This window comes from Enhygromyxa salina (genome assembly GCF_002994615.1).
In the GTDB taxonomy this organism is placed as follows: domain Bacteria; phylum Myxococcota_A; class Polyangia; order Nannocystales; family Nannocystaceae; genus Plesiocystis; species Plesiocystis salina_A.
This window is the reverse complement of record NZ_PVNK01000199.1, coordinates 1-12,955: the sequence shown is the minus strand read 5'-3', so window position 1 is coordinate 12,955 and position 12,955 is coordinate 1. Positions and strand designations below refer to the sequence as shown.

Genomic DNA, 12,955 nt, shown 5'->3' with positions numbered 1-12,955 from the left:
ACCCAGGACCTGGGGACCTCGCGGAGCGAGGTTGTCGGCCCCCAGCCCCGAGTCTCGGAGACGACAACGAGCTCCGAAAGCGGCTGAGGGACTTAAACGAGCCCCCTTCCAGGGGGCCACGCACCCAGATCGCGAAGCTCATACCAGCCCATCGAGCGAAGGAGCGAAGCGACGTAGCGACCGGCCGCGCAGCGGCCGTGCATGGCAAAGTGCGAAAACGCCTGTGGGGGTCTAAACCAGCTAAGCTCATACCAGCCCATCGAGCGAAGGAGCGTAGCGACGTAGCGACCGGCCGCGCAGCGGCCGTGCATGGCAAAGTGCGAAAACGCCTGTGGGGGTCAAAACCAGCCGGCCGTGCATGGCAAGGTCCGCAAACGGCCGGGGGGGTCAAAACCCCCCGGGCCCCTCAGGGCGCGTCGGGGAAGAACTTTTGGTTGTTCTCGGCCATGTCGCGCAGCAGCTTGGGCGCCGCGTAGCGCTCGCCGCAGGTCGCGGCCAGCTCGTCGAGCTCACGGACGACCGCGCCCAGATCCTGGCGATCGAAGAACCCAAAGGGTCCGCCTGTGTTGGGCGCAAACCCGATCCCGAAGATTGCCCCGACCTCGCCGTCGCGGGCGTTGCGGAGGATCCCGGCCTCGAGGCAGTGGACGGCCTGCACGGCCTGGACGAGCAGCAGCCGTCGGGCGAGGTAGTCGACCCCCGTGCGCGCGGGGGGGCCCGACACCAGGTCCGCCAGCCCCGGCCACAGGCCCACCCGGCGCCCGCCCTCGTAGTCGTAAAAGCCCGCGCCCGCGGCCCGGCCCCCGCGCTGATGGTGCTCGACCATGGTCGTGACCAGCGCGAGCCCGTCGGTGTCGACCGACGCGTCGCCGAGGTACTTGCGGCTCTGGGCGGCGGCTTTGAGCGGCAGCGTGAGCGTGACCTCGTCGAAGACCTGCAGCGGCGCGACGACCATGCCGGCCTGGCGCGCGGCCCACTCGATCAACACGGGGTCGTGGCCCTCGGCGACCAGCTGCGCGCCCTCCATGATGTACGAGGAGAACACCCGGGTCGTGTAGAAGCCGTAGCCGTCGTTGACGACGATCGGCAGCTTCTTGATCCGGCGACAAAAGTCGAGGCAGCGGGCGAGGGTCTCGTCGCTGGTCTTGGGGCCCCGGACGATCTCGAGCAGCGGCATGACCTCGACGGGCGAGAAGTAGTGCAGCCCGATGAAGCGATCGGCGTGGGCCGAGACCTCGGCGAGGTCGGCGATCGGGATCGCCGAGGTGTTCGACGCCCAGATCCCCCCCTCACTCAGCTGCGGCTCGGCCTCCTTGGTCACGCTGCGCTTGAGCTCGAGGTTCTCGAACACGGCCTCGATGATCAGATCGGCGCCCGCGAGCGCGGTGAGCTCGGTGCTCGGGGTCAGCCGAGCGCGGATCGCCTCGCGGCCCGCGTCGTCGAGGTGACGCTTGCGCTTGGCGAGCTCGGCCTCGAAGTGCGCGACGCCCCTGTCGAGGGCGTCTTGCTTGATGTCCTCGAGCACGACCTCGTAGCCCGCGTCGGCGCAGACGTAGGCGAGCCCGGCGCCCATCATCCCGGCCCCGAGGATCGCGACCTTGCGGATCCCCGCGTCCTGGCCCTCGTCGAGCTTGGGCAGGCCCTCGTGCTTGAGCGCGGCCTGACGGAAGAACCACAGCGTCCGCATCATGTCCTTGGACTGATCGCCGACGACGAGGCCCACGAAGTAGCGGGCCTCGACCTCGAGCGCGCGCTCGAACTCGAGGCTCAGGCCCTCCTGGATCGCGCTGAGGGCCGCCTCGGGCGCCGTGAACACGCCCGCGGTCTTCTTGCGCAGCATCGCCGACGCGGCCATCAACAGGTTGCGGGCGTCGGCCGAGCCCGGGCGCGGGCCGGGGATCCGCGGCTTGTTCTCGTCCCAGGGCTGCCTGGCCTTGGGGTTCTCGGCGATCCACTTCAGCGCCGCGGCCCGGAGCGCGTCGGCGTCGGGGACGAGCTCGTCGACGAGGCCGGCCGACCGGGCCTTGGCCGCGCGAAACTCCTTGCCCTGCAGGATCGCCTCGGCCGCGGGTTGGATGCCGATCAGTCGGGGCAGCCGCTGGGTCCCGCCGCCGCCCGGGAGCACGCCGAGCTGGACCTCGGGGAGGCCAAATTTTATCCGGGGATCGTCGATCGCAATCCGCCGATGGCAGGCGAGCGCGAGCTCGTAGCCGCCGCCGAGCGCGGTCCCGTTGAGCGCGGCGACGACCGGCACCCCCGCGGTCTCGAACGCGCGGTAGAGCTTGGCCATGTCCATGACCGCGGTGAACAGCTCGGCCGCGTCGCGGACCCGGTAGATCTTGTCGAGGTCGGCCCCGGCGCAAAAGTCCTTGTGCGCCGAGGTCAGGATGATGCCCTTGAGGCCCTCGCGGCCCCTGGCCCACTCGAGCGCGTCTCGGAGCCCGAGCCCGTAGCTGTCGTTGATGACGTTGACCCGACCGGGCATCGCCAGGGTCAAGGTTGCGACGCCGGTCGCGGCGTCGAATTCACAGATCAGCGCGTCGTTGCGGTGTTGATCGTTCATGTTGAGTGTCCCTTCCGCGCTCACACGCGCTCGATGATCGTCGCCACGCCCATGCCGCCGCCGATGCACAAGGTCACCAGCCCGACGCGTTTGTCGTGCTCTTCGAGGGCGTCGAGCAAGGTCCCGAGCAGCATGCAGCCGGTCGCGCCGAGGGGGTGGCCGAGGGCGATCGCGCCGCCGTTGACGTTGACCTTGGCCGGGTCGATGTCGAATTCCTGGATGTAGGCCATCGGGACCGCGGCGAAGGCCTCGTTGACCTCGAACAGGTCGATGTCCTCGATGCTCATGCCGGCCCGCTTCAGGACCTTGCGGGTCACGGGGATCGGGCCGTCGAGCATCAGGATCGGCTCGGAGCCGATCGTGGCCAGGGCCTTGATCTTGGCCCGCGGCGTGAGCCCGAGGGACTCGCCCTTGGCCCGCGAGCCGAACAAGATCGCGGCCGCGCCGTCGACGATGCCCGAGGCGTTGCCCGCGTGGTGGACGTGATCGATGCGCTCGACCTGGGGGTAGACCGGCTTGGTCAGCGCGTCGAGGCCGAACTGCCGACCCATCAGCTCGAAGCTGGGCGTGAGCTTGGCCAGGGCCTCCATGGTGGTGCTCGGGCGCGGGTACTCGTCCTTGGCGAGGATCGTCAGGCCGTTGCGATCGGTGACCGGGACCAGCGACTTGTCGAACGAGCCCCGCTCGATCGCGGCCGCGCACTTTTGCTGACTCGCGAGGGCGAAGCCATCGACGTCCTCACGCGAGAAGCCGCGCAAGGTCGCGAGCAGGTCGGCGGACACGCCCTGGGGGACCGAGCCGACCTCCCACTGGGTCTGGGGATCCCAGATCGCGCCGCCGTCGGAGCCCATCGGGACCCGCGACATGCTCTCGACGCCGCCGCCGATGACGAGATCTTCGTAGCCGGCCGCGACCATCGCCGCGGCCTGGTTGCAGGCCTCGAGGCCCGAGGCGCAAAAGCGGTTGAGGGTCACGCCCGAGGTGACCAGCGGGTAGCCGGCCGTGAGCGCCGCGAAGCGGGCGATGCACGAGCCCTGCTCGCTGGTCTGGGTCACGCAGCCGGCGATCACGTCGTCGACCTCGGCCGCGTCGAGCTCGTTGCGATCGCGGATCGCTCGCAGCGTGGTCGCGAGCAGATCGACGGGGCGGACGGTGTAGAGGCTGCCGCTCGACTTCCCCTTGCCACGGGGGGTGCGTACGGCGTCGAAGATCATCGCTTCGGACACAATCGGGCTCCTTTGAGTAGGCTGCGGCCGGGGCCTGAGGAGGCGACGGCGTCAGCGTCGATCGAGATGCTATGCGCGCGCATCGTTTCTCGGCAAGCGGGGCGCCCAAAGCTTCGCTGGCCCTGTGCTTGGGGCCCGCGGCGCGTGTTCGGCCAGATCTGTGGCCGCTGGAGCCCGCCGGGCCACGGACCCGGCAACCCGGCCCAGCCTCCTCGGGCGCTCGCAAAGGGGGCCGTCGATCGACCCCTGGCTGTTGCCGACCGGGGATCCCGAGCCGGCCTTCGCAGCCTCGGCGTCCAGGGTTGCGGCACCCGGCACCGGCCCGGCAAGCTGCGCGCCATGGCCAGCCGCGCCGACATCGCCCAGCGACGCAAGCAAGCGGACGCCGCGCTCGAGCTGTCTCGCATCAATCGCGAGATCGAGCGCCGCATCCACCAGCTCCTCGACGGCGAGAAGCTCCGCGACGTGACCCCGGCCCAGGCCAACGCGATGATGATCCTGTTCCAGGAGAAGGCGCCGCTGACCGCTCGCCAGCTGGCCCGACAGATGAACCTGTCGGAGGTCACCGTCGGCCGCTTCGTGCGGGCGCTCGAGGGCGCGGGTTGGGTCAAGCGCGAGGCCGATCCCAAAGACACCCGGGCGATCCTGATCCGGCCCTCGACCAAGGCCTACCGCGCGTTCCCGAGGTTCTTGAACGTGAGCAACGCGCTGCTCGACGTCGCCTTCGACGGGTTCACCAAAAAAGAGGTCGAGACCCTCGGCCGGCTCGTCGAGCGAGTACGGATGAACGTCGTCGTCGAGGAGTGAGCCCGGGCTCAATCCTGTCCGCCGACGAATACGCGAATGTGGCGATGACGAGGTCATGGCGAATCGCTATTGTAGGGTCGAGGGGGGGCGCGCGTTGGGCTCAGGTCGCGGAATTGCTGTTGATGTAATTGAGCGTGGTGCCGAGCGCGGCGGAAAAGTTCTCGGCGGAGCGGGCGGCTCGCCGCAACTTTCCCTGGCGGCGAGGGGGTAGGCAGCGGCCACGCTTAAATATGGCCAGCCTTCATGCGAACTATCCTGGTGACGATCTGGTGCCCGCGCCGACGGACATCGCCCAGCGCAGCGTCGATTTGAGCGCCAGCCCCGAGGGCGTGTGGCCGTGGCTGGTTCAAATGGGCTACCACCGCGGGGGCTGGTACATCGACACCTGGTGGGATCGCGCGATCCAGCGCTACGTCTGGCCATTGATGGTCCCCAAGGACGCGCGCGGGACCTTCCGGCCGCCGCTCGACCACATCGACCCCTCGCTCCAGGATCTGCAGATTGGCGACATTGTGCCGGACGGTCCGCCGGGGTCGGCGTACTTCACGGTCGAGCTCCTCGACGCGTCGCGCGTGCTCGCGCTGCTCTCGACCACCCACATTCGCTACCTGACGCCGAAGTTCTTGTGGAACACGCCGCTGGCGGCGTACGGCGAGTTCAGCTGGGTGTTCATGCTCGAGCGCCTCGACGACGGGCGCACGCGGCTGACCCTGCGGATGCGGGCGCAGATCGGGCCCCGGGCGCTGCGCTTTTTGGCGCTCCCAGGCCTGCGCCTCGCGGACCTCGCCCTCGTGCGCGAGATGTTGCTGGGGATCAAGCGGCGGGTCGAAGGGCGGACCGCTCAGTGCGACGGGCCCGCTCACGGGGCGCGCTGGTGGCTATCGTCGCCGTAGCGCGGCCTGCTCGCGTGGTCGCGGGCGTGATATTCGTGGGGCGATGCCCGGGGCTCGGTCCGCCGAATTCGGCGCGACCGACAGGCTGACGCGGGGTCGGGAGCTGAGGACGCGACTCCAAAGGGATCGATCGCCGCCCCCGATTCAGGCGCGCCCACGGCTGACGCCCTCGGCGTAGGCCCCGGCGACGAGGTGGGCGACGCGGATCGGCTCGGGCAGCTTGCCGTGGACCTCGAGATCTTCGATGACCTGCGCGGCCTGGTCGAGCTCGAGCCCGGCGCGCTGGACCCACAGCCCGGCGCACGGCTCCATCTCGCCAGCCTTCTCGATCAGCGCCCACTTGCGTGCGCCGCCGGGGACTTTTTCGAGCAGCGTCTCGCGGATCACCCGAAGCCGCGGACGCTTGCGCGCGAGGACCAGGACCGGCGTCGACAGGCGCTCGCGCAGGGCGTGGATGTCGGCGACGTTGAAGCCGCCGAAGGTGATGCCGCCGAGCAGCACGACTTGCGCGTGGGCCGAGAAGGGCGAGCCCTCGATCAGCTTGGCGATCGCCGTGGTCGCGTTGGCGCCGTCCTTGCGCAGCTTGCCGGTCATCACGCCGTCGAGCCGCGTTCGGGTGAAGACCACGCCGACGATCGCCACGTCGCCGCGGTGGCGCCGGTCGAAGGGGGCGTCGTCGATGCCGATCGAGTTGCTCAGGCGTCGGGCCACGAAGGTGGATCGAAGCAGGGGGGGGCGCGTCGCGCAAGGCGCCCGGTTCGGTCGACGGCGACGAGCTACCAAGAGCGCGAATCATAAGAGCGTTCCCAGCGCCAAATTACGTGGAATCGCGGACCTTGCGCGTGTCCGGGGCCGCGCAGGCCGCCCTACAGCCCGAGCGCGACCGTGCTCACACAATTTGGTGACTTTGCGTTCACAATTGAAGATGGGTTGGGAGCCAGCGATCGACCCAGGGCCGTCTGTGGTGGCGCCTTTGATGGTTTGACTCATTGGCTGCGCACGGAGCGTGGTGAACTAAAATGATCGGGTCTTTGTGATTGGGCGAAATTGGCCATCGCGTGTAGCGAAGAGTCGGATACAACCCCGGTCATGAGCAAAAAGCTACTTCTGGGCTTCACGACCTTGACCTTCACTTTGGCGATCGGCTGCACCGACGATATCTCCACGACCGACGCGGACACCGAGACCAGCGGCGACGGCGACGGCGATGGCGACGGCGACGGCGACACGGGGGACGGCGACACGGGCGACGGCGACGGTGACCCCGGCGACGGTGACGGCGACCCCGGCGACGGCGACACGGGCGACGGCGACGGCGACGGCGACACGGGCGACGGCGACGGCGACACGGGCGACGGCGACGGCGACACGGGCGACGGCGACGGCGACACGGGCGGCGTTTGTGGAGACGGCGTCGTGGACGACGGCGAAGAGTGCGACGACGCCAACATGGACGACACCGATGACTGCACCTCCGCATGTCTCAACGCGACGTGCGGCGACGGCTACATCCAGGCGATGGTCGAGGAGTGCGACGACGGCAACCTCGAGAACACCGACGACTGCCTCGACACCTGCGTCGCCGCCACCTGTGGCGACGGCTACACCCAGGACATGGTCGAGGAGTGCGACGACGGCAACATGGACGACACCGACGACTGCGTCGGGATGTGCGTGGCGGCGACCTGTGGCGACGGCTACGTCCAGGCCATGGTCGAGGAGTGCGACGACGGCAACATGGACGACACTGACGACTGCGTCGATGGCTGCCTCGCGGCGGTCTGCGGCGACGGCTTCGTCCAGGCCATGGTCGAGGAGTGCGACGACGGCAACATGGACGACGACGACGAGTGCAAGAACGACTGCACGACCCCGGTCGTTTCATGGTTTGACGACTTCGAGGGCGGCGACATGATGAAGCCCGAGTGGGACCTGTCGGGCAGCGCGAACTGGTTTGTGAGCGCGACGATGCCCCAGGAGGGGGCGGCCAACGCCGAGTGCGGTAACATTGGCAACAGCCAGGTCTCGGTCATGGAGGTCACCCTCGACTTCGCGGAGGACGGCGACGTGACCTTCTGGCGCCGAACCTCGACCGAGAGCAACTTCGACTATCTCGAGTTCCGGATCGACGGAAACCTCCAGCAGCAGTGGTCCGGGACCAACGATTGGGCCGAGTTCACCTACCCGGTCGCCGCTGGCCAGCATACCCTCAGTTGGGAGTACGACAAGGACGGCAGCGTCAGCTCCGGCTCGGACACGGTCTGGGTCGACAACATCACGACGACCAACGGCGCGCTGCCCTGATCCAGGGCGCCTGCTGAACGAGCGCCTGGCCCCGGTGGGTCAGGCGCTCGTTGTTTTTCGTGGCTCTGGACCGGTGAGGGCGGACCCCGGGCTGCTAAGCTGCGCGCGGTGGTCCACATCGCCCTGCATGTCGCGGTGCCCGTGGTGGTCGCGCTCGCGTTTTACCGTCGCCACTGGATGCGGGCCGCGGTCGCGCTGATCGCGACGATGCTCGTCGACCTCGATCACCTGCTCGCCGACCCGATCTACGACCCCAACCGCTGCTCGATCGGTTTTCACCCCTTGCACACCGGGCCCGCGATCGCGCTCTATGTGGCCCTGTTCACGCTTCCGCTCGTGCTGGGCCAAAGGGCGGGCAGGGAGAAGATCGACGCCCGGGGCCTCCGGGGCGTCGGGTTGGCGCTGCACCTCGTCGGGCTGGGCTTGTTGATCCACATGGCGCTCGACTGGGCTGACTGCCAGCGAATGTAGCTGCCCAGACCTCAGGACCGCGGCGTGTCGAGCACCGCGCGGGCAGCCTCGCGCAGCTCGAGCAGCATCGCGGGGCTCGGCCGCTCGGCGGCGAAGCGCAGGTTCTCGTAGCGGGCCGCGAACTCGCGCAGCGCGGCGGCCTCGGGCGCGCCCTCGTCGCTGAGCCTCGCCGCCCACGCGCGCGCGGACTCGTGGTCCCGGCGCCCCCGCTCGCGCCGCTGCATGGTCGCGAGCAGCTGCTCGTAGAGCCTGACCTCGGGCAGGTCGGGCTCGCGTCGGCGCCGCCACCAGCGTCGCGTCATCACGACCAAGAACCCGAGCCCACCGACGCCGCCGAGCCACGGCGCGAGCTGGCGCCAGTCGATCGAGACCCCGCGATCGCGGCGCTCGACGCCGATCTGCTCGAGGGCCTCGAGCTGGTCGCGGAGGTCGTAGTCGATCACGTACTCGAGGTAGGCGTCGCGCAGGGCGTCGGCGACGTTGGCGAGGCGCGGGAACCAGCTGGCGTCGTCGCCCGCGGTCCGCCCGGCGGGCGGCGTGGGGTCGAAGGTCACCCAGCCGAGCTCGTCGAAGTAGACCTCGACCCACGAGTGGGCGTCGGCCTGGCGGACGGCGTAGAAGTCGCCGAGGTTGTTGTAGTGCGCGCCGTAAAAGCCGTTGACGTTGCGCGTGGGCACGTCGACCTCGCGCAGGAGCAGGGCCATCGCGCTTGCGAAGTACTCGCAGTGGCCGGCCTTGGTCTCGAACAAGAAGCCCTCGACGGGGTCGAGCTCGCCCTCGCGCACGCGCTCGGACAGGGGCTGGTCGAGGCTGTAGCTGTAGTTGTTGAGGAGGTAGGCCTGGACGCGCTCGACCTTGGCCAGGCGGGTGTCGGCGCCGGCCGTGATCTCGACGGCGAGGTCGTGAAACTCGTCGCGCAGCTGCGCGCGCTCGACGTAGGCCCGGTAGAGCTCGGAGACCTCGGGGTCGCCGATCGCCCGGAGCTCGCTGCGATCGGGCCGGCCGATCCGCCCGACGAACTCGTACTGCAGCGGCCCGGGCTGACGATCGAGGACCCGGACCTGGTCGTCGACGTCGATCCCGAGCCGGTTGCGGGCTTCGATCGGCCCGCGCGGGGTCAGCGAGAACGCGAGGGGCCTGCCGGCCGCGAACAACAGATCGGTGCCGATGTCCTCCATCGTCACGAGCACGCGCACGGTCTGGTTGGCGCCCGCGAAGCCGGGGATCTGGCGGGGCTCGATCGTGGTGCCCGAGCTGCCGCCGAAGCGGTAAGGCGCGGCGATGACCTCGCCGGGCGGCTCGCCGTTCTCGCCGACGAGGTAGTAGCCGAGCTTGCGGCTGAGCTGGCCCGGGCGCGCGTCGTGGGATCGGCCCCAGCGGCCGTCTTGATAGCTGTCGAAGGCGCTGCCGCGCAGGTGCCAGGTCAGGCGCGTCTCGGGCGGATCGCTGTCGAGCGGCACGAGGTGCATGATCACCGTGGCGTCGCTCTTGATCGTGCCGAAGCCACCGAGCTGGACCGTGTCGGAGAAGCCGACCGTATCGTCGCCGTAGAGGTTGCCGCGCAAGAACACGCCGACGCCGAAGCGCGGGAAGGCCATGAAGGTCAGGAGGCCCCCGGCCGCGGCGATCAGCGCGACCTGAATCGATGCGCGCCCGAGCCGGGACAGCTCGCGGGTGCCGTAGCGGTCGACCTCGAACTCGACCCGCTTGCCGAGGCGCTCGCCCTCGGACAGGAGGTGGTTGACGATCAGCGCGAGGGTGGCCGCGGGCAGGTAGAGCGTGAGCAGGACCGGGTAGTGGAGCTCGGCGTCGATGACCGCGGCGATGATCATCAAGACCGCGCCGAGCATCAGCAGCTGCATGTGCTCACGGCAGCGCTGACGGTTGAACAGGCGCTGGACGATCATCAGCAACAAGAAGTCGACCCCGCAGATCAGCAGCTCACCGCCGAACACCAGCGCCCGGATCGCGCTGAGCCCGAGCGCGAGGACGATGCCCGCGGTCCACAGGACCTGCGAGAAATTCTTTGTCGTCTCGACGCCTCGGGGCTGCGCCCCGACACCCTCGCTGCGCTCGGGCCCCAGGGTCTGGGAGACTGGGCTCGACGCCTCGGGCAGCGGCCGGATCATGGCCAGGGCCGCGAGCAGCACGGTGAGCGCGACGGCCCACAGGCTCGCGGAGTTGGCCAGGGTGATCGCCGTGACCGCGATCGCGGCCTGGAGCAGGCTCAGGGTGTCGCGGAGGCGCAGGAGCCCGTGGCGCTTGCCGCCGAACAGGGCCGCGAGGCGCTCGAGCCACTTCACGCGGCGCGCTCCGATCCGGGCGAGGCCTCGCCGCTCGTGGCCGGGGTTGGACCGGGCGCGCGCTCGAGCCCGACGAGGGCGAGGAACTCGAGCAGGCGTCGCTCGTGGCCCGACCCGGTCCCGGGCTCGACGACCAGCTCGTCGCCGTAGCGGAGCCCGGTTGCGATCCGGCCCTCGCGCAGCAGCGCGACGACCTGCGAGGCGAGCTCCTCGATCGCGGCCTCGAAGCTGCGCTCGCCCGCGACCCCCGGCGGCAAGATCAGGATCCGCTCGGCCTCGCCGCGGGCCTCGAACTCGCGCACGACCGGCTTGCCGAGCCGCGCGGTCGCGGGCCAGTGGATCCGTCGCAGCTCCTGGCCCTGGCGGTACTCGGCGAGCCCGAAGAACTCACCCGCGCGGTCTCGGGCCCCGCGAGCCTCGCCCTGACCGGCGCGGGCCTCCTCGAGGGCGGTGGCGTCGACCGGGTGAATGCGAGGGTAGACCAGGACCCGCTCGCGCCCCGGCAGCTCGCGGCGCTTGACGAACAGGCCGAAGGGGAAGCGGGTCGCGACCACGGCCTTGGGCAGAGGGTGGAGCCCGCGGCGCTGCATCGTCACGCTCGAGTGCAAGGTCGTGGAGCCGCCGCCGGGGACCGCGACGCTGAACACGGGCTCGGTCGTGTCGCTGGTCTCGATCCGGTCGTCGTCTTCGACGCTGACCGAGATCATGTCGCCGCGGGCGCTGTTGTTGCGCAGCTCGACGGCCAGCGCCGCGCGGCCGCCCGCGTGGAGGGGCGAGGTGATCCGGCGGTGAACGATCGCCCGCTGGACCATGTTCTCCGACAGCAGCCCGCTCGCGATGATCAGCCCGATCTGGCAGCCGAACAGCACGTGGAGCAGGTTGGCCCCGGAGTTGATCGCCGCAAAGCCGACCGCGAGGGTCAGGACGATGAACAGGTAGCCGGCCTTGGTGATCTCGAGGCTGCGCCCGCGCGCGGTCAGCATCCGCCGCACGAAGGGCAGCTTCTTTTTTGTCGGACTCGAATCGGTGGACAAGCGACGATCCCGGTGAGCGTTCGTTGCGCGCGCGGCCGTGGTTCGGGCCGCGCGGATCTGCGCCGAGTTCAGACGCCGTCTTCGAGTTTAGCGACGACGCAGGCCGGTGCCAGCGAGGCACAGGAGGCCGAAGCCGAGCAGCGCCGCGCCACCGCGGGCGGGCTCGTCCGTGACCGCGCACGAGATCGAGGTCGAGGCCGAGGCCGAGGCCTCGAATTCGACCTCGATGTCGAGCAGGTCACGCAGCGCGTTGACGCAGCTGTCGATGTTGCTGGCCTCGATGAACTGGCCGTCGCAAAACAGCGCGCCCTCGGGCTTCTCGCACTGGGCCTCGCAGCCGCCCTGGAAGTCGGCCTTGCACTCGACATAGAGATCGGCCTGGCAGCCGATCTGGCAGTCCATGTTGATCTCGGCCCGGCACTCGCCGCCGCAGCAGCCCTGGCACTGGGCCATGCAGTCGGCCTGGCCGGGCTCGATGTTGCAGCCCGCGTCGCACTCGGCCGAGCAGGTCGCCTTGCACGAGCTCTCGCACTCGGCCGAGTCGCTGGCGGCGGAACACGAGGCCGAACAGTCGGCCGAGCAGTTGCCCTCACACGAGGCTCGACAGTCGAAGGAGCCGGGGTCGACGTTGCAGTCGGCCTCGCACGAGCCCTGGCAGCTCGCCGTGCACTCGACGTCGGCGTCGAGGTTGCACTCGCCCGAGCAGGTCAGCGAGCCCTCGGCCGCGCACGCGGCCGTGAACGCGGGGGGCTGGCACTGGGCCGTGCAGCCGCCCTCGACCAGGACCTCACAGTTGGCCCCAGCGTCGACGAAGATGTCGCCGCAGGCGTCGAGGCCTCCGGCGTCGGCGGTGGGCGAAAAGAGGGACACGGTCGCGAGCGCAGCTGCGCCCGCGAGGAAAGACATGGTGTTGCGCATCATTGGGGTCAGGCTCCGTTGGGGGTCTTCGACGGGGTCGGGCCCGCATCATTACATGCGCTGCGTCACTCTTTGCTCGCTTTGTGGAATATCCTCGCGGTGGGCCCTCACATCTGGCTCCATCACTCGACGTCGTCGAGGTAGTCGAGCAACTTCCGGCAGTGCTCGAGGATCGGATCCTTTGCGCCGGGATCGAGCTCGGCGACGGCCTTCTCGAGCAGGCGGCCCGGGGTGATCGACTCGTTTCCAGCCGCGAGCTGAGCCTGGCCCCAGGCCGTGCGCGCTTTCAGGCCGCGGTAGTAGTCGCCGAGGGTCCCGTCGCCGTAGTCGTGGTCGACCGCCTTGCACATGTCGTCGAGGTCGCGGAGCTTGTCGGCGCGCCCCGGCTCCCGAGCCCCCCGACCCCGAGCGCGCCGACAAGCTCCGCGACCTCGAC

11 protein-coding genes are annotated in these 12,955 nt (G+C 69.7%); 4 read left to right on the top strand and 7 right to left on the bottom strand.

Translation table 11 applies throughout. The features are described from left to right. Positions 1-406: 406 nt before the first annotated feature. Positions 407-2,563, bottom strand: coding sequence for a 3-hydroxyacyl-CoA dehydrogenase NAD-binding domain-containing protein (locus tag ENSA5_RS23035; protein ID WP_106393845.1), 2,157 nt, complete (start codon positions 2,561-2,563; stop codon positions 407-409). A gap of 20 nt (positions 2,564-2,583) precedes the next feature. Next, complete coding sequence (locus tag ENSA5_RS23030) at positions 2,584-3,789, bottom strand: acetyl-CoA C-acetyltransferase (RefSeq protein WP_181198051.1); 1,206 nt, start codon at positions 3,787-3,789, stop codon at positions 2,584-2,586. A gap of 339 nt (positions 3,790-4,128) precedes the next feature. On the opposite strand from ENSA5_RS23030, the gene ENSA5_RS38095 reads away from it, so the two are divergent. Together ENSA5_RS38095 and ENSA5_RS23020 are read left to right on the top strand one after the other, a co-directional pair. After that, positions 4,129-4,596, top strand: a complete 468-nt coding sequence (locus ENSA5_RS38095) for a MarR family winged helix-turn-helix transcriptional regulator (RefSeq protein WP_181198050.1) — start codon at positions 4,129-4,131, stop codon at positions 4,594-4,596. Positions 4,597-4,826: 230 nt separating this feature from the next. Then, entirely contained in the window at positions 4,827-5,489 is a 663-nt protein-coding gene (locus tag ENSA5_RS23020; RefSeq protein ID WP_106393842.1) for a hypothetical protein, read from the top strand. A gap of 144 nt (positions 5,490-5,633) precedes the next feature. Here ENSA5_RS23020 and ENSA5_RS23015 read toward each other — a convergent pair whose 3' ends face one another. Next, positions 5,634-6,200, bottom strand: a complete 567-nt coding sequence (locus ENSA5_RS23015; protein WP_106393841.1) for an endonuclease dU — start codon at positions 6,198-6,200, stop codon at positions 5,634-5,636. Positions 6,201-6,578: 378 nt separating this feature from the next. Here ENSA5_RS23015 and ENSA5_RS23005 point away from each other — a divergent pair, with 378 nt between their 5' ends. After that, positions 6,579-7,793: a DUF4215 domain-containing protein gene (locus ENSA5_RS23005; protein WP_146156018.1), complete on the top strand. Its 1,215-nt coding sequence runs from the start codon at positions 6,579-6,581 to the stop codon at positions 7,791-7,793. A 108-nt stretch (positions 7,794-7,901) separates the two neighbouring features. Continuing rightward, positions 7,902-8,264 carry a DUF6122 family protein gene (locus tag ENSA5_RS23000; protein WP_219906839.1) on the top strand — a complete coding sequence of 121 codons (363 nt, stop codon included), beginning with the start codon at positions 7,902-7,904 and terminating at the stop codon, positions 8,262-8,264. Positions 8,265-8,275: 11 nt separating this feature from the next. Here the strand turns inward: ENSA5_RS23000 and ENSA5_RS22995 are convergent, their stop codons facing one another. The 4 genes from ENSA5_RS22995 to ENSA5_RS22980 all read right to left on the bottom strand — a co-directional run. Continuing rightward, positions 8,276-10,567 carry a transglutaminase TgpA family protein gene (locus ENSA5_RS22995; RefSeq protein WP_106393838.1) on the bottom strand — a complete coding sequence of 764 codons (2,292 nt, stop codon included), beginning with the start codon at positions 10,565-10,567 and terminating at the stop codon, positions 8,276-8,278. Continuing rightward, positions 10,564-11,601 carry a DUF58 domain-containing protein gene (locus tag ENSA5_RS22990; RefSeq protein WP_146156017.1) on the bottom strand — a complete coding sequence of 346 codons (1,038 nt, stop codon included), beginning with the start codon at positions 11,599-11,601 and terminating at the stop codon, positions 10,564-10,566. The genes ENSA5_RS22995 and ENSA5_RS22990 overlap by 4 nt, the downstream gene beginning before the upstream one ends. Before the next feature lie 87 nt (positions 11,602-11,688). Continuing rightward, entirely contained in the window at positions 11,689-12,522 is an 834-nt protein-coding gene (locus tag ENSA5_RS22985; protein ID WP_106393836.1) for a hypothetical protein, read from the bottom strand. Positions 12,523-12,641: 119 nt separating this feature from the next. Then, positions 12,642-12,955 (bottom strand): hypothetical protein (locus ENSA5_RS22980; RefSeq protein ID WP_219906838.1); only part of this gene is annotated, 314 nt, incomplete at its 5' end.